This is a genomic window from Amycolatopsis sp. CA-230715 (genome assembly GCF_018736145.1).
Classification (GTDB): Bacteria; Actinomycetota; Actinomycetes; order Mycobacteriales; family Pseudonocardiaceae; genus Amycolatopsis.
Genome location: NZ_CP059997.1, coordinates 9615006 through 9637229, shown reverse-complemented (window position 1 = coordinate 9637229; position 22224 = coordinate 9615006). Strand labels below are relative to the sequence as shown.

General features: G+C 71.7%; 11 protein-coding genes. 2 read left to right on the top strand and 9 right to left on the bottom strand.

The annotated features are described in order from the left end of the window. The first annotated feature begins 24 nt into the window (after positions 1-24). Positions 25-825 (top strand): SDR family NAD(P)-dependent oxidoreductase, encoded by an 801-nt coding sequence (locus HUW46_RS44495; RefSeq protein WP_215544650.1) that lies wholly within the window; start codon positions 25-27, stop codon positions 823-825. On the opposite strand, the gene HUW46_RS44490 is transcribed toward HUW46_RS44495, so the two are convergent. The 9 genes from HUW46_RS44490 to HUW46_RS44450 all read right to left on the bottom strand — a co-directional run bounded on the left by HUW46_RS44490 (position 826) and on the right by HUW46_RS44450 (position 10217). After that, positions 826-1515 (bottom strand): ABC transporter ATP-binding protein, encoded by a 690-nt coding sequence (locus tag HUW46_RS44490; RefSeq protein ID WP_215544649.1) that lies wholly within the window; start codon positions 1513-1515, stop codon positions 826-828. Then, entirely contained in the window at positions 1512-3236 is a 1725-nt protein-coding gene (locus tag HUW46_RS44485) for a branched-chain amino acid ABC transporter ATP-binding protein/permease (protein ID WP_215544648.1), read from the bottom strand. Before HUW46_RS44485 ends, HUW46_RS44490 begins: the two co-directional genes overlap by 4 nt. Then, positions 3223-4083, bottom strand: coding sequence for a branched-chain amino acid ABC transporter permease (locus tag HUW46_RS44480; RefSeq protein ID WP_215544647.1), 861 nt, complete (start codon positions 4081-4083; stop codon positions 3223-3225). The genes HUW46_RS44485 and HUW46_RS44480 overlap by 14 nt, the downstream gene beginning before the upstream one ends. 12 nt (positions 4084-4095) lie before the next feature. Beyond that, positions 4096-5265, bottom strand: coding sequence for an ABC transporter substrate-binding protein (locus HUW46_RS44475; RefSeq protein ID WP_215544646.1), 1170 nt, complete (start codon positions 5263-5265; stop codon positions 4096-4098). Positions 5266-5380: 115 nt separating this feature from the next. Then, on the bottom strand, positions 5381-5767 hold the full coding sequence (locus tag HUW46_RS44470) for a nuclear transport factor 2 family protein (RefSeq protein WP_215544645.1): 387 nt from the start codon (positions 5765-5767) through the stop codon (positions 5381-5383). An 11-nt stretch (positions 5768-5778) separates the two neighbouring features. Beyond that, a complete protein-coding gene (locus tag HUW46_RS44465) occupies positions 5779-6546 on the bottom strand; it encodes a MoaF C-terminal domain-containing protein (protein ID WP_215544644.1) in 768 nt (255 codons plus the stop codon). A gap of 74 nt (positions 6547-6620) precedes the next feature. Continuing rightward, positions 6621-7565 (bottom strand): helix-turn-helix domain-containing protein, encoded by a 945-nt coding sequence (locus HUW46_RS44460; protein ID WP_215544643.1) that lies wholly within the window; start codon positions 7563-7565, stop codon positions 6621-6623. A gap of 109 nt (positions 7566-7674) precedes the next feature. Further along, the gene (locus HUW46_RS44455) at positions 7675-9285 is read right to left on the bottom strand and encodes an FAD-dependent oxidoreductase (protein ID WP_215544642.1); all 1611 of its coding nucleotides are present in this window, start codon (positions 9283-9285) and stop codon (positions 7675-7677) included. 125 nt (positions 9286-9410) lie between these two features. After that, positions 9411-10217 carry an SAM-dependent methyltransferase gene (locus HUW46_RS44450; RefSeq protein ID WP_215550483.1) on the bottom strand — a complete coding sequence of 269 codons (807 nt, stop codon included), beginning with the start codon at positions 10215-10217 and terminating at the stop codon, positions 9411-9413. Positions 10218-10406: 189 nt separating this feature from the next. On the opposite strand from HUW46_RS44450, the gene HUW46_RS44445 reads away from it, so the two are divergent. Beyond that, positions 10407-22205 (top strand): non-ribosomal peptide synthetase, encoded by an 11799-nt coding sequence (locus tag HUW46_RS44445; RefSeq protein ID WP_215544641.1) that lies wholly within the window; start codon positions 10407-10409, stop codon positions 22203-22205. Positions 22206-22224: the final 19 nt, after the last annotated feature.

Below are 22224 nucleotides of genomic sequence, written 5' to 3'. Positions count from 1 at the left end.
GACAGGACAAGGAAAGGACCCAGTGTGAGCACGGAGAGCAGCGTCGTCGCCATCACCGGCGGCGGGACGGGAATCGGCGCCGCGGTGGCGCGGGACTACGCGGGGGAGGGCGCCGAGGTGGTGGTGCTCGGGCGGCGGCGCGAGCCGCTCGAGAAGGTGGCCGCCGAGACCGGCGCGCACGTGATCGCGTGCGACGCGAGCGAGCGCGACGACGCGGAGCGGGCGGTCGCCGAGATCGTCGGCCGGTTCGGGCGGCTGGACGTGGTCGTCGCCAACGCGGGCGGGCACGGGCTGTCGTCGGTGACCGACACCGGCGACGAGGAATGGGAGCTCGCGCTGCGGTCGAACCTGTCGAGCGCGTTCGTGTTCTGCCGCGCCGCGCTGCCGTCACTGGTCGAGACGGGCGGCCGGATCGTGGTCGTGTCCTCGCTCGCCGGTCTGTTCGCCGGGCCGAACGTCGCGGGCTACACGGTGGCCAAGCACGCGCTGATCGGGCTGACCAGGTCGATCGCGCGCGATTTCGGCCCGCGCGGCGTCCGCGCGAACGCGGTGTGCCCCGGCTGGGTCCGCACCCCGATGGCCGACGGCGAGATGGACCAGTTCGCGGCCGCGGCCGGGTTCGACGGCGGGCACGACGAGGCCTACCGCAGGGTGACCGCCGAGGTGCCGCTGCGCCGCGCCGCCGAACCGGAGGAGATCGCGTCGGTGATCCGCTTCCTCGCTTCGCCGGAGTCCTCGTACATCACCGGCGCGGTGCTGGTCGCCGACGGCGGGGCGCACGCGGTCGACCTGCCCACGCTCGCCTTCGAGCGCGCGGGGATGTGATCAGCCTAGATAGGCCGAATGCAACTTCTCCGGCGAGTCGAGCAGTGCGCGCGCCTCGCCGGAGAAGGTGACGCGCCCGGAGGACACGACCAGCGCGTCCTGCGCTATGCCGAGCGCGAGCTGGGTGAACTGCTCGACGAGCAGGATCGCGGCGCCCTCCTCGGCGAACCGCGTGACCACCGGCAGCAGCCTGGTGAACACGACCGGCGCGAGGCCGAGCGACATCTCGTCGATCAGCAGGAACAACGGACGGGCCGCGAACGCGCGGGCCAGCACCACCATCTGCTGCTCGCCCCCGCTGAGCAGCGCGGTGGGCGAATCGCGGCGCTTGCCGAGCTCGGGGAACAGCTCCAGCACCTCGTCGACGCGATCGCGGGTGCGCGCGGTGAGCCTGAGGTTCTCCAGCACGGTGAGCCCGGAGAACACCGCGCGGCCCTGTTCGATGTGCGCGAGCCCGAGCTTCGACCGCGCGACGCGGGAGTGCTTCGTGACGTCGGTCGCTCCGATGTGGACGGTCCCGGCCGCGGCGGGGACCACGCCCGAGACGGCTTCCAGCAGACTGGTCTTCCCCGCGCCGTTCGGGCCGACCAGCGCGGTGATCCGGCCGGGCTCCAGCGCGAGGTCGACGTCGCTGATCACCGGGCCAGCGCCCCGCGCGACCGTGAGTCCCGTTACCCGCAACGCGTTCACAACAGCTCCGTTTCACCCATGTACGCCTTGAGCACGGCCGGATCGGCCAGCACCTCGTCCTGCGGGCCACTGGCGAGCACCTTGCCGAAGTCGAGCACGGTGATGGTGTCGCACACCGAGCGCACCAGGTCCAGATCGTGCTCGATCAGCAGGACCGAGACGCCGAACCGCGCGGGCACCTGCCGCAGGCGCGCGCCGAGCGCGACGTGCTCCTCGTGCGGCAGTCCGGCCGCGGGTTCGTCGAGCAGCAGTACGCGGGGCTTGGCCAGCAGGTGCCCCGCGACCTCGACCAGCCTGCGCGCACCGACGTCCACTCTGGACAGTGGCGTCCGCGAAGACGGGCAGCCGAAGAAGTCGAGCGCGTCGGAGATCTCGGACTCCGAAACCCGCCGCCTCGCCACGAACCGCACGTAGGCGCCGACGGTCAGCCCCGGTGGGACGCGGTCCTGCTGGAACGTGCGCCGCAGCCCGGCACGCGCCCTTCTGGTCGGGGATCCGGTGAGCGGCCGCCCGTCCAGTTCGACCATGCCATCGGCGCGCGGGAGGAATCCGCTGATCACGTCGACCAAAGTGGACTTCCCTGCCCCGTTCGGCCCGATCACGCCCAGCACGCCCCTTTCGGGCACCGATATGTCCACTTCGGACAAAGCGGCGACGTGGCCGAAGTTCATGGTCAGCCCGCGCACCACGAGCACGGGGTCGCCGGGCGGCGGCATCGAGGTGTGCTCGGTAACCGCGCCGAGCGTCACCCCGGCGCGGTCACGGGCACGCGCGCGCCGGTGCCACAGGTCCCGCAGCGCGGTCCCGAGGTTCCCGCCCTGTGTCAGCGCGTGCACTCCGAGCAGGCCGAACACCACGAAACCCCAGTCTTGCGGGACACCCCAGCGCTTCAGCAGCTCCGGTACCGCGACCCAGAGCACCGCGCCGAACACCGCCATGTCGATCAGGTGCGCGCCCGACATGATCGCCAGCACGTACAGCGCCAGCGACTGGATGGACGCGAAGCTCGCCGGGAACGCCAGCCCGACCTGCCCGGTGAGCAGCCCGCCGCTGATCCCGCCCAGCGCCGCGCTCACCGCGAACGCGGTCAGCTTCGAGGTCCGCACGCTCGCCCCGGCGGCCGCGGTGCCGCGTTCGGAGAACGCGACCGCCTGCCAGCCGCTGCCCCAGCGGCCCCGGCGCAGGAAGTGCACGACGAGCGCGCACACGACGAGCACGAGCACACCGAGCAGGAAGTACCCGCGGTCGTCGGAGAACGCTTCGGGTCGTTCGACGGAGATCCCTTCGGTGGCACCGGGGAACTGGAGCTGCACGAGCGTCACGTCGGCGGCCGCGGCGAGGCCGAGGGTGACCACCGCGAGGTTGATCCCGCGCAACCGCAGCGCGGGCAGCCCGACGAGGATCCCGGCGAGCCCGGCGGCGAGCCCGCCGAGCAGCAGCCACACCACGAACCCGCCCGGCGCGCCCGCCACGTTCAGCGCCGAGACCACCCAGGCGCCGACGGCGCCGAAAGTGAGCTGGCACAACGAAATCATGCCCGCGCTGCCGGTGACCACGCCGAGCCCGAGCAGGGAGATCCCGGCGACGATCGCGCTGATGCCGAGGTAGACGAAGTACCCTTCGAGCCCGACGCTCAGCGCGTAGCCGACGCCTACCGCGACGGCGGCGACGAGGAACGGCACACCTTTCCGGCCTACGGCACCATGATCAGCGAGCCGCATCCCACACCTCCTTGCGTTGCGTCCACAGCAGGAGCGCGACGATCACGCCGAACGGCAGGAAGTACCGGATCACCGAAAGGCTGTCGGACTGCGCGACCGCGCCCTGCGCCATCCCGAGCACGAGCCCGCCGACCACAGCGAGGTCCAGCCTCCGGAACCCGCCGAGCAACGCGGCCGCGGCGGCGGGGACCACCAGCATCGCGAGCGAGGTCGCGTCGTTCGACTGCGACGGCGCCACGATGGACACGGCGAGCGTGCTGACCACCCCGGTGCCCGCCCACACCGCGACGCTGAGCCGTTTCGCCGGGATGCCGAGCAGTTCGGCGGTCGTCGGCCGTTCGGACAGCGCGCGCAGCTGGATGCCGACCGGGGTCCTGGTGAGCACGGTGCGGCAGGCGAGCGCGACGAGCACGGCGAGCGCGACGGTGACCACGGTGACCTGGCTGATCACCACCCCGCCGAGTTCGAAGGCGGGCCCGGCGAGCACCGGGTGGAACGGCTGCGGCTTGTTGCCGAACAGGATGAACGACAACGAGATCAGCAGCAGGAGCACCGCGACGGTCACCGCGGAGCGGGTGCCGGTGTCGGCCTCCGCGAGCCAGGTCGACACCACCCAGCCGAGCAGCGCGGACAGCACGCCGCCGAGCAGGATGCCCACGACCGTCGCCAGCCACACCGGCAGTCCGATGTGGACGGCCAGGAACACCGCGACGTAGGTGCCGGCCATCCCGATCGCGGCCTGGGCGAAGTTGACCACCCGCACCAGCCTCGACATCAGCGTGAGGCACACCGCCAGCACCGCGTACAGCCCGCCGGCGGCGAGGCCAGCCAGCGCTCCCTGCAGCATCGGGGTTTCTCCTTACTTCTTCGGGATCCGCAGCCAGTCGTCGGCGGCGAGCGCCCACCGGTTGGTGCCCGAGGCGAGCTTGATCGGCCACCCCGCGGTGTTGTCGTGGTGGGTCCTGCCGTTGCCGAACGCGTACGGCGTGCCGACCATCGGGTCGGTGATGGGCTTCATCTCGCGCAGCGCCTTCGTCACCGTTTCCCGGGTGATGTCGCCCTTCATGCCCTTGAGCACGTCGAGGAAGTACTTCGCCGCGAGATACCCGCCCTGGCTGAACGAGGTCAGCGGGATCTTGTTCTTCGTCATCAGCTCGCGCCAGTCCTTCGTCTGCGGGCTGGCGGCGTCGGTGAACGGGTAGAACTCCGCGGGGACGTACACCCCGGCGCCCGCGTTCGAGATCGCCTTGGCGAAGTTCTCGCTGTAGACGCTCGTCAGCAGCAGCCAGGTGACGTCGTTCCAGCCCTGCGCCTGCGCCGCCTTGAGCTGTCCGATCGAATCCGGTTCGACGGGGTTCACGGTGATCGCCTTGCAGCCCGCGGCGCGCGCCTTGACGATGTAGGAGGTGTAGTCCGATCCGCCGTAGGGCACCGTCGCGTCGACGTACTTCAGCTTCTTGCCGGTGATCTTGGACCACTCGTCGATCGCCGCCTGGTAGGACGGCAGCGTGTTGCCCGCGATTTCCAGCAGCGCGCAGATGTCGTTGAGCTTCAGCACTTCCGAGCCGTAGAGCAGGGTCAGCGTCATGTCGTGGAACGGGCCGACGTTGACCGGCGCGATGTTCGGGCTGTTGAAGCACGCCGGGTCGACGCCGATCCCTTGCACCGAAAGGATCTTCTGCTGCTCGTAGTACTTCGCGTTGATCTCGCACTCGATCAGGCTCGACGACCCGACGAGGGCGACCGCGTCGTCCCCGCTGACGACTTCGCGTGCCGCCGCGGCGGCCGCCGCGGGATCGCCCTTGTCGTCGATCGCCTTGTACTCGATCTGGCGGCCGTTGACGCCGCCGCTCGCGTTGGCGGCGTCGAAGACCGCCTTCGCGGCCTGCGACGCCTCCGGGAAGGTGGCGGAGCCGCTCAACGCGTTGACCGAGCCGACCACGATGGGGCCGCCGGTGCCCCCGCCGGACCCGGCGCAGCCACCGGCGGCGAGCAGGACAGCGGCGGCCAGCGCGAGTCCTCGCGACATCGTTCTCATGGTGGGTTTCCCGTCCTGTGGCAGTCGAGGTGGAAGGACCCTACGAGCGGCCACGGCGGCCCGGCTTGTCTTTGCGGGCACGGGTGTTGTCCCGTGCGGCACGCCGTCAGGCGGTGGCGGCGACCACCGGAGCGGAGTCCACGATCTGCTCGAAGCTGGCGAGGTCGTCCCCGTCGAACTTCCACACGTGCGCCACGCGCGCGGTGAAAGACCGCCCTGATCGGCGGTGGGTGCCCTGGTACGTGCCGAGGCCGATCACGGTGTCACCGGAGTGCAGCAGCTCGGACAGCGTGAAGGCGTAGCCGTCCCAGTCCCGCCCGATCGCTTCGAAGACGTTCTCGCGCACGGCGTCCGGGCCGACATAGGTTCCCGCGTAAGGGAATCCCGCCGCCTCCGTCCAGGTCGTGCGGGGGCCGAGCGGGGCGAGCATACCGGCGAGGTCGCCCCGGTCGCTGGCTTCGTAGTGCGCGGTGATGACGTCCACAATGGACACGAGTGGCTCCTTCAGACGGGCTGGGCGTCGGGGTAGTCGACCGAACCGAGCGGGTAGATGTGGCCGCCGGCGCGCGAATGCTCGGAGCGGCCGTCACCGGTGATGCCGAGGAACACCCCGGTCGTGCGCAGCGCGTAGCCGAGGTCGTGCAGCCAAACGCTGGCGACGGCGATGCGGAACTCGCGGAAGCAGAACAGGTAGAGCCCGTCGGCGAACTTCCACACCGTCGAAAGGTCCATGTCGCCGTGGCCGCGCTGGACGCCTTCGATGCACTGCCACGCGTAGCGCTGGGAGGAGATGTAGACGTGCTCGTAAAGGTGGTTCGGGCTGTAGCGGTAGACGTTGCGCTTGCCGATCAGGTCGCGGGACGGCCCCGGCACCGGACCGGACGGCGTGCCCGCGTCGGTGGTCCCCGCCCAGAACGTCTGCGAGACGCGGGGGACCCCTTCGACGTCCTCGGCGCCGATCACCGATCGGACGCCGAGCGCGCGGTGCGTGGTCGTGGAGAAGACGACCGTGAGCGCTTCCCCTTCGACGCTGGCGAGCGGGAAGTTCACGAAGAAGACGTCGTCGCGGATGGCGACCGCGTCGTAGGGCTCCTTGGTGCCGTTGAGGATCACGTGCTCGGCGTCGTCGAAACGGAGGTGCACGTCCGGGCCGCCGTCGAGGGTGACGGTCAGTTCGCGGCCGGAGAGGTCCGCGTTCGGCAGGCGGTAGGTGGCTATTCCGGCGGCGAACTCGTCGTAGGTCCGCCACTGCTCTTCGGGTTCTTCGGACATGGCCACATCGTCGTGGCGGCCGGCGTCACCGGCCAGCCGTCACGCGCTGGGCGGCAAGGATCCGTCGCTGAGGGTCAAACCCCGCGGCGCACCTCGCTCGGCGACCGGCCGAACGCGGCTTTGAACACCCGGCTGAAATGCGCCGCGTCGACGAAACCCCACCGCGCCGCGACGGCGGCCACCGGGCGCCCGGTGTGCACGGGGTCGAGCAGGTCGCGGCGGCAGTGTTCGAGCCGCCGTTCGCGGATCCAGCCGGACACCGTGGTGCCCTGCTCCTGGAACAGCCCGTGCAGGTGCCGGGTGGAGATGTAGTGCTCCGCGGCGATCTGCGCCGGCCCGAGATCGGGGGAGGAGAGGTTCGCGTCGATGTGCGCGCGGATCCGCCGCATCAGCTCGTGGTGGGGATCCGCGGTGGTGTGGGCCAGGTCGAGCTCGGTGGCGAACATGGTGGCCAGCAGGTCGACCGCGCTGTGCGCGAGGCGGACGCCCGCCGGGCCCGCGAGCTGGTCGAGGTTGCTGCCGAGCTGGGCGAGGAAGGGCACGACGACGTTGCCGACGCCCTCCTTGCCGGACATCCGGATCGCGGTCAGCTGGCCGATCAGATCGGCTGGCAGGTCGATGAGCCGCTGCGGGAACATCACCACGAGCGTGCGGAAGTCCTCTTCGAACACCAGCGAATACGGCCGGTGGGTGTCGTACAGCGCGACGTCGCCCGGCCGCAGCAGTGCCTGCCTGCCGTCTTGGACGAGCAGCCCGGTGCCGGCCAGGATGAGGCTGAGCTTGAAGTAGCGGCGATCGGCGCGCGCGATCAGCTCGGGGGTCCGCTCGACCACGTGCGCGGACGCGGTGACCTCGGTGACCGCGACGTCGTCCGCGGCGCACGACCGGATCCGCCCTCGGAAGTGCTCGTCGTGCTCGGTCGTCACCTGCAGCGGCACGAAGGACTGGGACACCGCGGTGCGGAAGTCCGTGAAGTCCTTGGCGACGACGGTGGTGGCGGGATGGACGGCGGCGGTCACGACTCACCTCACAACATGGAGGGGAAGAATTTCGTATACGATAAGCGATACGATCAGCCGGGACAATGCCTCTTCGCGGCTTGGGCGGGCCGCCGCCCCCGAAAGCGGGTTACCGCGCGAGCAGGGTGGTGAGTGCCTGCCGGAGCTCGGCGTCGGCGTCATCCGGCTCCGCTGGCGCGCGCCAGGCGACGAAGCCGTCGGGGCGCACGAGGCTCGCGCCCGTGCGGGTGAGGCCGTAGGACGCCAGGAACCGGTCTTCGGGATCCCGCAACTCGGCGCCGACGCGGTAGGTCCGCAGATCGATGCCGAGTTCGGTGGCCACCGCCTCGGCGGCCGTCCAATCGCCGTCCGGTCCGACGAGCAGGGCCCAGAATTCCGTGCACAGCTCGGTGGTGGAGAACCGGTTCCCGGCGCGCTCCAGCCACACGTGCGGCGCGCGCAGACCCGGTTCGCCGGTGGCGGTGCGGGGATCCCGCACGCTCCCCGCGGCAGGGGAGCCTTGGACGGCGGCGGAATCGTAGCGGTAGCCGAACATCATGGTGATGTCGTCGACGGCCGCGTTGTCCTCGGCACTGCCGGTGCCGCGGGCCTGGAGCACCTTCAGCGTGTGGTCGAGCGTGGTTCGCGCGACGGGGCGGCGCTCGGCCTCGTAGGTGTCGAGCAGTGCGGGTCCGGCGTGGCTGCGGAGGACGGCGGTGAGCTTCCACGCGAGGTTGTGCGCGTCGGCGATACCGGTGCTCGCGCCGTAGGAACCCGACGGCGGCACGACATGCGCCGCGTCGCCCACGAGGAACACCCTGCCTTCGCGGAAGCGGTCGGCGAGTACCGCGCCGCTGCCCGCCGTGCTGTGCGCGACCTTTTCCGGCCGTCCGGGGAACGGCGGCAGCAGCGTGATGTCTACATCGGACAGTCCGATCGCGCGCCTGGTCAGGTCGACGCAGTGCTGCTCGGTGAAATCCTCCTCGCGCTCGCCGATGCCGGGGGCGTAGGCGAACCCGATCGTCCACCGGTTCTCCCCGACCGGGACCAGCGCGGTGCCGGGTGCGGGCTGGTCGAGGTAGGCGAGGATGAAGCGCCGGCCCCGGAGCGCCTCGGTGAGATCGGCTTCGAAGATGATGTACGCGCCCCGCCCGGGAGGCAGCGCCTCGTCGGCGCCGATGCCGAGCTTCTTGCGGATCCCGGCGCGGTGGCCGTCCGCGGCGACGAGGTAGGCGGCGTCGATCCGGTACTCCGACCCGCTGTCGAGGTCGCGCGCCACGGCCGAAACGCCGTCGGCGGTGGCATCGAAGGAAACCAGCTCGGTGCCGAACCGGATGTCGGCGCCCGCCGCCACGGCGTGCGCGCGCAGCAGCCGTTCCAGCTCGTCCTGGTCGATCGCGGCCCAGTCGGTCGGGCTGACCCCGGACGGCGACTGGACGTGAGCGGACAGGTCGAAGCGGAACCGCTCCTCGCCCGCGAGGGAGTCGGCGCCGATCATCTCCGGGAGGTCGGCGAGGTAGGACTGCCGTTCCCGGATCTCCGCCTCCATGCCGTAGCCGCGGTAGATCTCCATCGTCCGCGGGTTGAACGCACGGGCCTTGGGCACGATCGACTCGGTCGGGTGCCGCTCGACGAGCGTGGCCCGCACGCCCTGCCTCGCCAGGAACAAAGCCGCGGACAGGCCGGAAACACCGCCTCCCACGATCAGCACGGGAGTCGTGTGCTCGTTCACTCCGGTCATCGCGTCGTCGTTCCCCTCGGTGCTCGCTCGTCGGTGGCGACCATACTGTCAACCACCTGAAGCACTGTGTCAATCATTTATTTGATTGACGGGCCGGGTCGCTCGGTACGATCCGGTGCGGAGGGTCAGGGGCGGCGCCCGACGACGGCGAGGATGCCCGCGCGTTCGGGGCGATCGCCGACGTCGGCGGGGTCGTCGGGGCGCCATTGCGGGGTGAACACGATTCCGGGCTCGACGATCTCGAAGCCCGACATCAGTTCGCGGATCTCGTCGCGGCCGCGGAGGTGAAGCGGGTTGGTGGTGTCCCGGTACATTTCGACGGCGCGGAACATTTCGTCGTCCTGCTCGTCGCCGGTGTCGGTCGACAACGCGAGGAAGCTGCCCGGCGCCAGCGCGTCGCGATAGGTGGAAATGAGTCGTGCCGGATTCCGCTCCGGTGGTATGAAATGGATGAACGCGGCGAGGATCACCATGATCGGCTGGGAGAAGTCGAGCATCGCGCGGGTACCGGGGTGGTCGAGCACCTCGAAGGGCTGTTCGCCGTCGGCGTCGACCATGATCGCGTTTTCGTTGCCCTCCAGCACGATCTCGCTGTGCGCGATCGCGACGGGTTCGTTGTCGACGTACACCACGCGCGCCGAGGGATCCGCGGTCTGCGCGATTTCGTGCACGTGTCCGACCGTGGGCATTCCGGAGCCGATGTCGAGGAACTGCCGCACTCCCCGCGCGACGCCGAACCGGACCACCCGCCGCAGCCACAGCCGGTTCAGCAGGCATATTTCGGCGGCCCGCGGCAGTTGCTCCCGCACCTTTTCCGCGAAAGCGCGGTCCATCGCGTAGTTCAGCTTCCCGCCGATGAAGTAGTCGTAGACCCGTGCCGCGTTGGGCTTGTCCAGGTCGACATCCGGCGGTGTGCGGCGCTTTTCGGCCATTCTCGTCCCCAGCGATCGTTTGCCCGGCTCGTGCACTGCCGGTTGTTCCGGTCGTGCCGCGAAGGATAGCGCCTGCTCCGCTTCGCCCACGTGCGGGTTCCGCGACGAGATCATTAGCAATTTGGTGGGTTCGCCCGTCGCGGTGCTCTGGCAGAATTCCCTTGGGGGCCAACGAAAACGGGGGTAGTCATGGGGGAAGCAGCCGACTTCGACCGCACCGCGCTGGCGGGGCAACGGGAGATGTGGCTCGCCCAGTCGGTGCGTCCGGGGAGCGCCAGATGGCAGGTGGGCGAGTACCTGATCATCGAGGGCGCCCTCGACCCCGATCTGCTGGCCGTGGCGTTGCGGCACGTCGCGGGCGAAACGGACGCGTTGCACCTGGCACTGACCGAGGAAGGCCCGGTGCCGTGCGACGACCAGGTCGTGGTACGGATCGAGGACCTGCGCGCGTACCCGCGGCCGGAGGAGGCGGCCGTGCGGTGGATGCACGAGGACATGACGAAACCGCTGGCACCCGGGCCGCTCCACGGCTACGCGATCTTCCGCACCGGCGCCGCGCGGTGGATCTGGTACAGCCGGTACCACCACATCCTGCTCGACGGGTACAGCACATCCCTGATCGCCCGCAGGGTCGCCGAGGTCTACACGGCGATGGCGTCGGGGGCGGAACCGCCGCCGTGCGGGTTCGGGTCGGTCCGCGACGTGCTCGACAACGAACGCGAATACCGCGAGTCCCCGGATTTCGCGCGTGACCGCGAGTTCTGGGCGGCGCGCGTGCGGGAGCTGCCGGAACCGGTGTCGCTGGGCGCCGACGTGCAACCGGGCGACGCGTTCCGGCGGCGGTCCGGCAGCCTCGACGCCGGGGAACTCCGGCGTTTCGACGAGGCCTGCGCGGCGGCGGGCGTGCGCCGGCCCGCGATGCTCCTGGCGCTCACCGCCGCGTACCTGTACCGCATGACGGGCAGGCGCGCGGTCGTGCTCGGACTCGTCGCGGCCGCCCGCCGCGGCGTGGTCCCGCGGCACACGCCCGCGATGCTGGCGAACACCCTGCCGGTCTGCCTGTCCGTCCGGCCGGGACGGCGCATCGCGGACCTCGCCCGCGATGCCGACGCCGAGATCGCGGAAGTCCTTCGGCACCAGCGGTTCCGCGGCGAGGAGATCCGCAGGCTCGCACCGTCCGACGGACCGTTGTTCTCGATGCTGGTCAACATCATGGCCTTCGACTATCACCTGTGGTTCGGACCGGCCTCCGCGCGCGCGGCGAACCTGTCCACCGGATGGATCGACGATCTCGCGCTCGCCGTGTACGACCGGGGCGACGGCACCGGGCTGCGGGTCGAGCTGGACGGCAACCAGGACCGGTTCGCTGACCCAGAGGTGTCCGGCCACCACGCGCGCCTCCTCGAACTGGTTCGTTCGGTGGCCTTCGAAGGCGCGGATCGCCCGGTGGGCCGGGTGGAGCTGCTGACACCCGCGGAGCGCCGGTTCGCGGTACGGACGGTCAACGACACCGCCGCCGCGGTGCCGGACGCCACGGTGGCGGAACTGATCGAGGAGCAGGTTCGCCGCGGCCCGGAGCGGACCGCGGTGGTGACCGACGATCGCGAGCTGACCTACGCGGAACTCGACACCGAGGCGAACCGCTTGGCGCGCCTGCTCATCGCGCGGGGCGCGGGCCCGGAGCGGCTGGTCGCGCTGGTGCTGCCGCGGTCGCTGGACTTCGTCGTGGCGGTGCTCGCGGTGTGGAAGGCGGGAGCCGCCTACCTCCCGATCGATCCCGCTCATCCCCGGGCGCGGGTGAGGTCCCTGTTCGACGACGCCGCGCCCTGCCTGGTCGTCGCCCGTGCGGACACGGCCGAGGTCTGCCGGGACGGTGGCGAGAGCCCGCTGGTGCTGGACGAGGCGGCTGTGGTGGCGGAACTCGGCACGGTTTCCCCGGCGGCGCCGAAGCGCGCGGGCCACCTGCCGGGCACGACCGCCGCCTACGTGATCTACACGTCCGGTTCGACGGGCCGGCCGAAAGGCGTTGTCGTGCCGCACAGCGGACTCGCCAGCGTGGTGCTCGCGGAGCGGACGACACTGGGCGTCACCGAGGCATCCCGCGTGTTCCAGCTCATCGCGCCGACCTTCGACGTGTCCGTCTCCGAGATGATCAGCGCGTTGTGCACCGGTGCGGCCCTCGTGCTCGGCGCGGGTGGCCCGCAGCCGGTGGGGGCGGACCTCGCCGGTGCTCTGACCGAACACCGCATCACCCATCTGACGCTCACACCGGGATTGCTCGCCACGGTCGATCCCGCCGACGTTCCGGCTGGGCTGACGCTGTTGGTGGGCGGCGAGGCGTTCCCCGCGGAACTGGCCGCGAAGTGGGCGCGCCGGGCCCTGGTGCACAACGGCTACGGTCCGACGGAAGTGAGCATCTTCGCCACCACGGAAGGACCGGTGACCGGAGACGGCGCCCCGTCGATCGGGACGCCGATCCCGAACACCACCGCCTACGTGCTCGACGCCGCCCTGCGGCCGTCGCCGCCTGGCGCACGCGGTGAGCTGTACCTCGGTGGCCGCGGGGTGGCGAGGGGGTACCTGAACCGGCGGGCCGTCACCGCGGGCCGGTTCGTCGCGAACCCGTTCGGCGAGCCGGGCTCCCGGCTCTACCGCACCGGCGACCTGGCCCGCCGCCTCCCCGACGGCGGGCTGGAATTCCTCGGCAGGGCCGACGCGCAGGTGAAGATCCGCGGGCTGCGGATCGAACTCGGCGAGATCGAGGCCGCGCTGGGCGCGGTGCCGGGCGTGGCGCAGGCCGTCGTGGTGGTCGACCGCGCGGGCACCGACCGGTTGCTCGGCTACGTGGTCGTCGGCGATGACGGCCCGGACGAGGCCGCGGTGCTCGCGGCGGTGGCGGCGACCCTGCCCGCCGCGCTGGTTCCGTCGCGCGTCGTGGTGCTGCCGAGCTTTCCGCTCACCACCAACGGAAAGGTCGACCGGACCCGGTTGCCGCGCCCTGAGGTGGTCAGGGGCGCCGAGCGCCGCGCCCCGGGCACCGCCGCGGAACGGACGCTGCACGAGGTGGTCGCGGACGTGCTCGGCACCGGTGATTTCGGCGTCGACGATTCGTTCTTCGAGCTGGGCGGCGACAGCATTCTCGTGCTGCGGCTGGTTTCGCTGGCGCGCGCGGCCGGGCTGAGGCTCACCAGCAGGCAGGTGTTCGAAGAACCCACGGTGGCCGCGATGGCGGCGGTCGCGACTGCGGCCCTTCCCGATGCGCCGCCTTCCCCGGTGGCGCGAGCGGAAACCGGTTCGGAGTGGCCGTTGACGCCGTTGCAGCGCGGCATGCTCGTACACGCGATCTCGGGTGCGGACGACTACCTGGTGACCGCGACCCTCGAGATCGAGGGCGCGCTCGACACCGACCGCCTCGCCGTGGCGTTGACCGCGGTTTTCCGGCGGCACGCGGTGCTGCGCTCGGGATTCGTACTCGGTGGCGGCGACCCGTTCGCGATCATCGCCGCGGACGTGACGGTCCCGGTGACGACCGAGCGCGGCGGCCGTGCCGGGTTCGACCTCGCGGTGCCGCCGCTGGCGCGCTGCGCGGTGACCGGCGCGGACCGGCGGTGGCGCATCGAACTGGTGCTGCACCACCTGCTGCTGGACGGCTGGTCGCTCCCGCTGCTGCTGGGCGAGCTGATGGCGCTCTACGACGACGAGCCGCTGCCGGAACCGGTCGGGTTCGACACCTACCTTTCCTGGCTCGCGGCCCGCGACCGCGCGGAAGGACTCGCCGCGTGGGCGTCCGCGCTGTCCGATGTGGACGAGCCGACGCTGGTGGGTGCCCGCGGCGCGGAGGACGGCGTCGTGGTCAACGAGACGGTGATCATCGCCGAACGGGAAACCGCGCGGCTGACGTCGTTCGCCCGCGCGCACGGGGTGACCACGGGTACCGTCCTGCGTGCCGCGTGGGCACTGGTGCTGGGCTGGCTGACCGGCAGGGACGACGTCGTCTTCGGCACCACCGTCGCGAATCGGCCAACGGAGCTCCCCGGCGCGGACCGGATGATCGGGCCCTTCATCAACACGGTGCCGACGCGAGTGCGGCTCGACGCGGGGGAGCCGGTCGCCGGGCTGCTCCGGCGTGTGCAAGCCGAGTACACCGCGCTGCTCGACCACCAGTACCTCGGCCTCGCCGACATCCAGCGCGCGGCGGGGAAACCCGAGTTGTTCGACACCCTGTTCGTCCACGAGAACTACCCCGTCGACGCCGCCGCGTGGGCGAAGACTCGCGACTTCGCGGTAACCGGACTCGAGCTCGACGACGTCAACCACTACCCGCTGTGCGTGCTCGTCGCGGCGGCCGACGTGGTGGAGATGCGGTTCGCGTACCGCCCCGGCGCCGTCCCGCGTTCCTTGGCGCGCCAGGCCGCCGATGCGATGCGGCACCTGCTCGGCGAGCTGCCGGACGCGAGCGACCGGTCCCTCGCGGCGATCACCTTCGGGCCGTCCGTGCCGGAACCCTCGGCGGTGCCGTTGCCGGACACGAACGTCGTCGCGCTCATCGAACGGCTGGCCGCGGAAGAAGGGGAGCGGACCGCGATCGTCGACGGCGGCGCCGTACTGTCCTATTCGGACCTGAACGCGCTGGCGAACCGGCTCGCCGGAGCGATGCGCGAAGCGGGAGTCGGCGACGAGGACGTGGTCGCGGTGAACCTGCCGCGCTCCACCGGATTCGTGGTCGCGGCGCTGGCGGCGATGAAGGCGGGCGCTGCGTACGTTCCGCTCGACCCCGGCGCACCCGAGGAACGGACGCGGCGGATCCTCGCCGAGGCGGACCCGGCGTTCGTGGTCGACGGCAGCGAAAGCACCGGCGGCGACGAGGCGGATTCCGGGACGCGGATCGACGGCGCCAGCGCGGCCTACGTGCTCTACACCTCCGGCTCGACCGGTCACCCGAAGGGCGTGGTGGTCTCGCACCGCGCGCTGCTCAACCGGCTGCTGTGGATGCGAAACCGCGGCCACATCCGTGACGGCGACCGGGTGCTGCACAAGACGCCGACCACCTTCGACGTCTCCGTCTGGGAGATCTTCGGCACCCTCGCGAGCGGGGCCGCGCTGGTGATCGCGGAACCGCACGGGCACACCGATCCCGGTTATCTCGCCGGGCTCATCGACGCGGAATCGGTCACGGTGGCGCATTTCGTGCCGTCGATGCTGCGGGCGTTCCTCGAAGATCCCGCCGCGGCGGGCGTCCGAACGCTGCGTGAGGTGATCGCGAGCGGTGAGGCGCTGCCTGCCGACGTCGCGGCGGCGGCACGTGCCATCCTGCCCGCAAGGCTGTGGAACCTTTACGGTCCAACGGAAGCGGCCGTCGACGTGACCGCGTGGACCGCGGGAGCGGACGAACCCGAGAGCGCGCCGCCGATCGGGGAACCGGTGTGGAACACCGGGTGCGCGGTGCTCGACACGTTCCTGCGCCCCGTTCCCGTCGGCGTCGTGGGGGAGCTGTACCTCAGCGGGGTCCAGCTCGCCCGCGGTTATCTGAACCGCCCGGAGCTGACCTCGGAGCGGTTCGTGGCGAATCCCTTCGGCGTGCCCGGCTCGCGCCTGTACCGGACCGGAGACCTGGTCCGGCGGGACGAGCGCGGGATGCTCCACCACGTCGGCAGGGCGGACCACCAGGTGAAGATCCGCGGCTACCGGATCGAACCCGGCGAGGTCGAGGCCGCGCTGACGGCGTTGCCGGAGGTGTCCGCCGCGTGCGTGACGGCGTCACCGGACGCGTCCGGTGCGCCAAGGCTCGTCGCCCACCTCGCCACGGAGTCCGAAATGGACGGTGACGCGGTGCGGGCGGCGCTCACCGGCGTGCTGCCGGGTTACCTGATCCCCTCGGTGGTCGTGGTCCTGCCCGAACTCCCGCTGACCTCCAGCGGCAAGGTCGACCGCAAGGCGCTGCCCGCACCGGAGGCCGCGGAGACCGGAGCCGTGGGTGTCGCCCCGGAACCGGGCAGGGAAACCGTTCTGGCACAAGCATTCGGGACCGCGCTCGGTCGTGCGGGCGTGGGAGCCGAAGATGACTTCTTCGTGCTTGGCGGTGACAGCGTGCTCGCCATCAGGCTGGCGTCACTGGCCCGCGCGGAAGGTCTCGTGCTCACGCCGCGCCAGGTCTTCACACACCGCACCGTGCGCGAACTCGCGAAGGTCGCGGCCCGCTCGGACACCGAATCGGGTGCGCGCGAAGACATCGACCACGGGCCGGTCCCGCTCACCCCGATCATGCGCTGGCTGACCGGCCTCGGCCCGTCCGCTGTCGGCTCGTTCCACCAATCCGTCGACCTGCGCACCCCGGCGGGGCTCAGCCTCGACCGGCTGACCGCCGCACTGCAGGTACTGCTCGACCGGCACGGCGCGCTGCGGACGCGCCTGACCGGTGACACCGCCGAGATCCTGCCGCCGGGAGCGGTCGTCGCGGAGGTTTCCCTTGCCGATCGCGCGGAGGACGTGCCGCGCCGCGCGGCCGCGTTCGATCCCGCCGAGGGCAGGCTCGTGCACGCGACGTGGTTCGACGCGGGCGAGCGGGAGCAGGGCAGGCTGCTGCTGAGGATCCACCACCTGGCGGTCGACGGCGTGAGCTGGCGCGTGCTGGTGCCCGAACTCGCCGAGGCATGCCAGGATCCGGCGAAAGTCGCGAACCGGCCGCGCGGCACGTCGTTCCGGCGGTGGGCGGGTTTGCTGGCGTCGCACGCGGAGTCGCGATCGGGCGAGGTGCCGTTGTGGTCCGGAATGGACGATCCAGGTGAGCCGCGGATCACCGCGCGCCCGCTTGACCCCGGCACGGACACCATGGGCACCGCGGGTGCGCTCGCGGTAACCCTGCCGGCCGAGCTGACCGAGCCGGTGCTGACCACCGTTCCCGCCGCCTACCACGCGCGCGTGAACGACATCCTGCTCACCGGGCTCGCGCTCGCGGTGCGGCAATGGCGCCATGAGCGCGGCCTCGCCGAGCACGACGGCGTGGTGGTGGAACTGGAAGGGCACGGACGCGAACAGCTCGGCCCCGACATCGACCACAGCGAAACCGTCGGCTGGTTCACCACGCAGTTCCCGGTCCGGCTCGTTCCGGGCGAGGTCGCCTGGGACGACGTCGCCGAGGGCGGGCCCGCACTGGGGCAGGTGATCCGGCGGGTGAAGGAGACCCTCGCGGCGATACCGGAGCACGGGATCGGCTACGGCCTCCTGCGGTACGGCCCGCACCCCGAGATCGTGGTGACCCCGCCGCAGCTCGGGTTCAACTACCTCGGGCGGTTCCCGATGCCTGGTGGCGGCGACTTCGCGCCCGCGCCCGGCGCGGGGCCCCTTGGCGGTGGCGCGGATCCGTCGATGCCGTTGCCGCAGGCGATCGCGGTGAACGCGATGGCCGAGGACCGGCCGGACGGGCTGCGGCTCGTCGCGCAATGGTCGTGGGCGAGCGCGCTGCTGACCGAGGCCGACACGCGCGCGCTGGCCGACCACTGGTTCACCGCACTGCGCGGGCTCGTGAAGCACGTGCGGCGTGGTCACGGCGGGCACAGCCCGGTGGACTTCCCGCTCGCCCGGGTGTCCATTTCGGACATCGACGTGCTCGAACGGGCGTACCCGTCGGTGCGGGACGTGTGGGCGCTGACGCCGTTGCAGCGCGGCCTGCTCGTGCATTCGGCGCCCGGCCCTTCGCCCGACTACCTGGTGCGACTGACGATCGAGGTGGCGGGCACGGTCGACGCGCGGAAGCTGCGAGCGGCGGTCGAGGCGTTGCTGCGCAGGCACGTGGTGCTGCGGTCCGCGTTCGTGGTGGGCGCCGAAGGGGAGCCGCTCGCGGTCGTCGTCGACGATGTGGCGGTGCCCGAAGACGAGGTGGGTTTCGATGTGGCGGTGCCCCCGCTGGTGCGCTGCGCCGCGGAGCGGGTGGGCGAGGGCAGGTGGCTGGTGGCGCTGACCCTGCACCACCTGGTGGTGGACGGTTGGTCGATGCCGCTCCTGGTACGCGAGCTGCTGTCGCTCTACGACGACGAAACGGGTGCGGGGCTGGCGCCGCCGATCGGGTTCGACCGCTACCTCCGGTGGCTGGCCGCCCGCGACCGCGACGGCGCGCTCGCGGTCTGGCGCGCGGAGCTGTCCGGTGTGGACAGTCCGACGCTGCTGGCGCGGCCTGGCGACGGCGCGGAGGTCCGTGAGGTGCCGGTGGCGCTCACCGCGGAGCAGACCGGCGCGCTGGAAGCGTTCGGCCACGCACACGGTGCCACCATGAGCTCGGTCGTGCACGCGGCGTGGGCGGTGGTGCTCGGCTGGCTCACCGGCAGGGACGACGTGGTCTTCGGCACCACCGTGTCCGGACGCCCCGCCGAGCTGCCGGGAATCGCGGAGATGGTGGGCCCGTTCATCAACACCGTGCCGACCAGGGTGCGCATCCGGCGGGGGGAGCGGTTCGCCGATCTCGTCAGACGGGTCCAAGATGGACAGATCGCGGTACTGGACCACCAGCACATAGGTCTCGGCGACCTCCATCGCGAAACCGGGCTGCGGGAGCTGTTCGACACTTTGCTGGTGTTCGAAAACTACCCGCTGGACCCGTCCGAGCGGTACGCCACCACGGATTTCACCGTCACCGCGCTGCGCCCGCACGACGTCAACCACTACCCGCTGACCGTCGTCGCGGTACCGGGCGAGGCCCTGCGGATCGGCTTCCACCACCGGCCCGGCTTGGTTCCCGCGGACGTGGTGCGCGCGGCGGCCAAGGCGGTGTACCGCCTGCTGACCGAGCTGCCCGGTACGACATCGGTGGCGTCGTTGCCGCTCGGCGCGACGGCGACGCTCCCGTTCGAAGCGGCCTCGCCGACGGCGCTCGCGGCCGAGGAAACCCTCGTGACCAGGTTCGAGGCGCAGGCGCGGCGCAGCCCCGACCGGGTGGCCTTGGTGGACGCCGGGCGGAAGCTCACCTACACCGAGGTGAACGCCAGGGCGAACCAGCTCGCGAGGGCCCTCGTGGTGCGGGGCGCCGGGCCGGAGCGGCTCGTCGCGGTCGCGCTCGAACGGACCGCGGACCTGGTGACCGCGGTGCTCGCCGTGCTCAAGACCGGCGCGGGCTACCTCCCGGTGGACCCGGCGTACCCGGCCGAGCGCATCCGGTACACCCTCACCGACGCGCGCCCGGTGTGCCTCGTCACCGACGGCAGCGGCCGAATGTCCGAACTGGACGGTCGGACGGAGGTCGCCGCGGTGCGGGTGGACGCGCCGGGATTCGACGCGGGCGACCTCACCGACGCGGACCGGCTGGACCCCGCGCGCGGCGGCGACTGCGCGTACGTCATCCACACCTCGGGGTCGACCGGCAAGCCGAAGGGCGTGGTGGTGACCCACCGGAACGTGCTGCGGCTGTTCGACAGCACGGCATCGCGGTTCCACTTCGGACCCGAGGACGTGTGGACGCTGTTCCACTCCCTCGCGTTCGACTTCTCGGTGTGGGAGCTGTGGGGACCGCTGCTGCACGGCGGCAGCCTGGTGGTGGTCCTGCGCGACACCACCAGGGACCCCGCCGAGTTCCTGCGCCTGCTCGCCGATCAGGGCGTGACCGTGCTGAGCCAGACCCCGTCGGCGTTCGCGCGGCTCGTCGAAGCAGAGCGCGGTGACCCGGCCTCGGGTGCACGGCTCGCGCTGCGGTACGTGGTGTTCGGCGGCGAGCGGCTGGACTTCGGCCTGCTGCGGGACTGGTACGCCCGGCATCCGGACGACTCGCCGAGGCTGATCAACATGTACGGCATCACCGAGACGACCGTGCACGTCACGCATCTCGCCCTCACCGCGGGCGACGCCGAAGGCGAAACCGCGCACAGCCGCATCGGGGAACCGCTCGACGATCTCGGACTGCGCCTGCTGGACGGGTTCCTGCGCCCGGTGCCGCCCGGGGTCACCGGCGAGTTGTACGTCGCGGGACCGGGGCTCGCACGCGGTTACCTCGGCCGCCCTGGACTCACCTCGGCCCGGTTCGTGGCCGATCCGGCAGGCACCGGGCAGACCCTGTACCGGACCGGCGATCTCGCGGTGTGGACCCCCGAACGGGGCCTGTGCTACGAGGGCAGGGCAGACCACCAGGTGAAGCTGCGCGGGTTCCGGATCGAACTCGGCGAGGTGGAGTCGACCCTCGTCGCCATGCCGGGGGTCACCGGCGCGGTGGCGGCCGTCCGCGAGGACCGGCCGGGACACCGGACGCTCGTGGCCTACCTGACCGGCGAACCGGGCGACGCGCGCGAGTGGGCGGCGGCGCACCTGCCGGAACACCTGGTGCCGTCGGCGTTCGTGCCGCTCGGCGCGATCCCGCTGACACCGAACGGGAAAGTGGACAGGGCCGCGCTGCCCGCACCGGACCTCGGCTCACTCGCGGGCGGGGCGTCGCCGCGCACCGAGGCCGAAGCGACGTTGCTGCGGCTCATGGCCGACGTGCTGTGCGTCCCGGAACTCGGTGTGCACGACGACTTCTTCGCGCTCGGCGGCGACAGCATCGTGTCGATCCGGCTCGCTGAAGCCGCGCGGGCGGCCGGGATCGTGGTGCGCCCGCGCGACGTGCTGGCGGCCAGAACCGTCGCGGCGCTGGCGGCGACCGTGGAACCCGGCGGAACCGCGCCGGCCGAGCGGGACGACGACGGCGTCGGCGAAGTGCCCTTGACGCCGATCATCGCGCGGCTGCGCGCCGACGGCGGCCCGATCGACGCCTACCACCTGTCCATGGCCGTGCGGGTGCCACCCGGTGCGCGGGCCGGCGACCTGGTGGCCGCGTTGCAGTCCGTTGTGGACCGACACGACGCGCTCCGCTCGTGGCTGCGGCCGGAACCGTCGCGCTGGACGCTCCTGGTGGGACCGCCCGGTTCGGTCCGCGCCGCGGACCGGTTCGCGCGCGTGCCCGTCGACGCTGGCCCGGGGTTCGACTGGAGCGCGGCGTTGCGCGCGGCGTCGGCGGAACGGCAGCGCGATTTCGATCCGCGTCGCGGTGTACTGCTCAGCGCGGTGTGGTTCGACGCGGGCCCGGCGCACGCGGGGCGGCTGCTCATCCAGGTGCACCACCTCGTAATCGACGGTGTGTCGTGGCGCGTCCTGCTGCCGGACCTCGCCCGCGCCTACGAAGCGGTCGTCGCCGGTGAACGCCCGGCGGGCCGTGCGACCGGCACCTCGTACCGGCGATGGGCCCGCCACCTCCGGTGGGAAGCGCGGCGCCCGGAGCGCGAGGCCGAACTCGCGTTGTGGCGCGAACTCAGCTGTGGCACGGCGAACGTGCCACCAGTCGTTCCTGGCCGCGACACGATGGCGTCGGCGTCGTCCTTCGCGCTCGACCTCTCCGAACGCGAGACGGAGCGGCTCCTGCGCGTGCCCGCCGAAACCGGCCTCGACCTGCGTGCCGTGTTGTACGCCGCGTTCGGGATCGCGTTCGGCGACTGGTGCGGTGATCGGGACGCCCGCGTGGTCGTCGATCTGCAGGCGCACGGCCGCGAGGCGCTGGCCGACGGCGTGGACCCGTCCGCCACGGTCGGGTGGTTCACCGCGCAGTTCCCGTTCGTGCTCGACGGCGGCGATGACGCGACCGGGGTCCATGAGCGGCTCGGATCGTTGCCGGACAACGGGATCGGGTACGGCTTGCTGCGCTACCTGAACCCGCGTACCGGGCCGGAGCTCGCCGCGTTCGGCGACCCGCGCATCGCGGTCAACTACCTCGGCCGGTTCGCCGTGGGGGAGCGCGAGTCCTTTTGGGAACCGACGGGCGAGGAGGGCTCGGCGATGGGCGGCTCCGCGGACGCGGGTGCCCGCGTGAACCGGAGCCTGGTGCTGACCGTCGCGGTCGAGGACCGCGAAGCGGGGCCGCGGCTGGCGGCGCGCTGGTTCTGGCCGCGTGCGCTGTTCGACGAGGACGCGGTGCCCGCACTGGCGCGGCGCTGGTTCGAGGTGCTGCGAGAACCGCTCGACGGCGAATCCGGTGCGTGAGCGCAGGCAATATCCGCAA

What these genes read in the sequence shown, in the direction of transcription:
- HUW46_RS44485 (WP_215544648.1), bottom strand. Translation starts at nt 3,236, where the DNA reads ATGCGGCTCGCTGATCATGGTGCCGTAGGCCGGAAAGGTGTGCCGTTC.
- HUW46_RS44480 (WP_215544647.1), bottom strand. Translation starts at nt 4,083, where the DNA reads ATGCTGCAGGGAGCGCTGGCTGGCCTCGCCGCCGGCGGGCTGTACGCG.
- HUW46_RS44475 (WP_215544646.1), bottom strand. Translation starts at nt 5,265, where the DNA reads ATGTCGCGAGGACTCGCGCTGGCCGCCGCTGTCCTGCTCGCCGCCGGT.
- HUW46_RS44465 (WP_215544644.1), bottom strand. Translation starts at nt 6,546, where the DNA reads ATGTCCGAAGAACCCGAAGAGCAGTGGCGGACCTACGACGAGTTCGCC.
- HUW46_RS44455 (WP_215544642.1), bottom strand. Translation starts at nt 9,285, where the DNA reads ATGACCGGAGTGAACGAGCACACGACTCCCGTGCTGATCGTGGGAGGC.
- HUW46_RS44450 (WP_215550483.1), bottom strand. Translation starts at nt 10,217, where the DNA reads ATGGCCGAAAAGCGCCGCACACCGCCGGATGTCGACCTGGACAAGCCC.
- HUW46_RS44445 (WP_215544641.1), top strand. Translation starts at nt 10,407, where the DNA reads ATGGGGGAAGCAGCCGACTTCGACCGCACCGCGCTGGCGGGGCAACGG.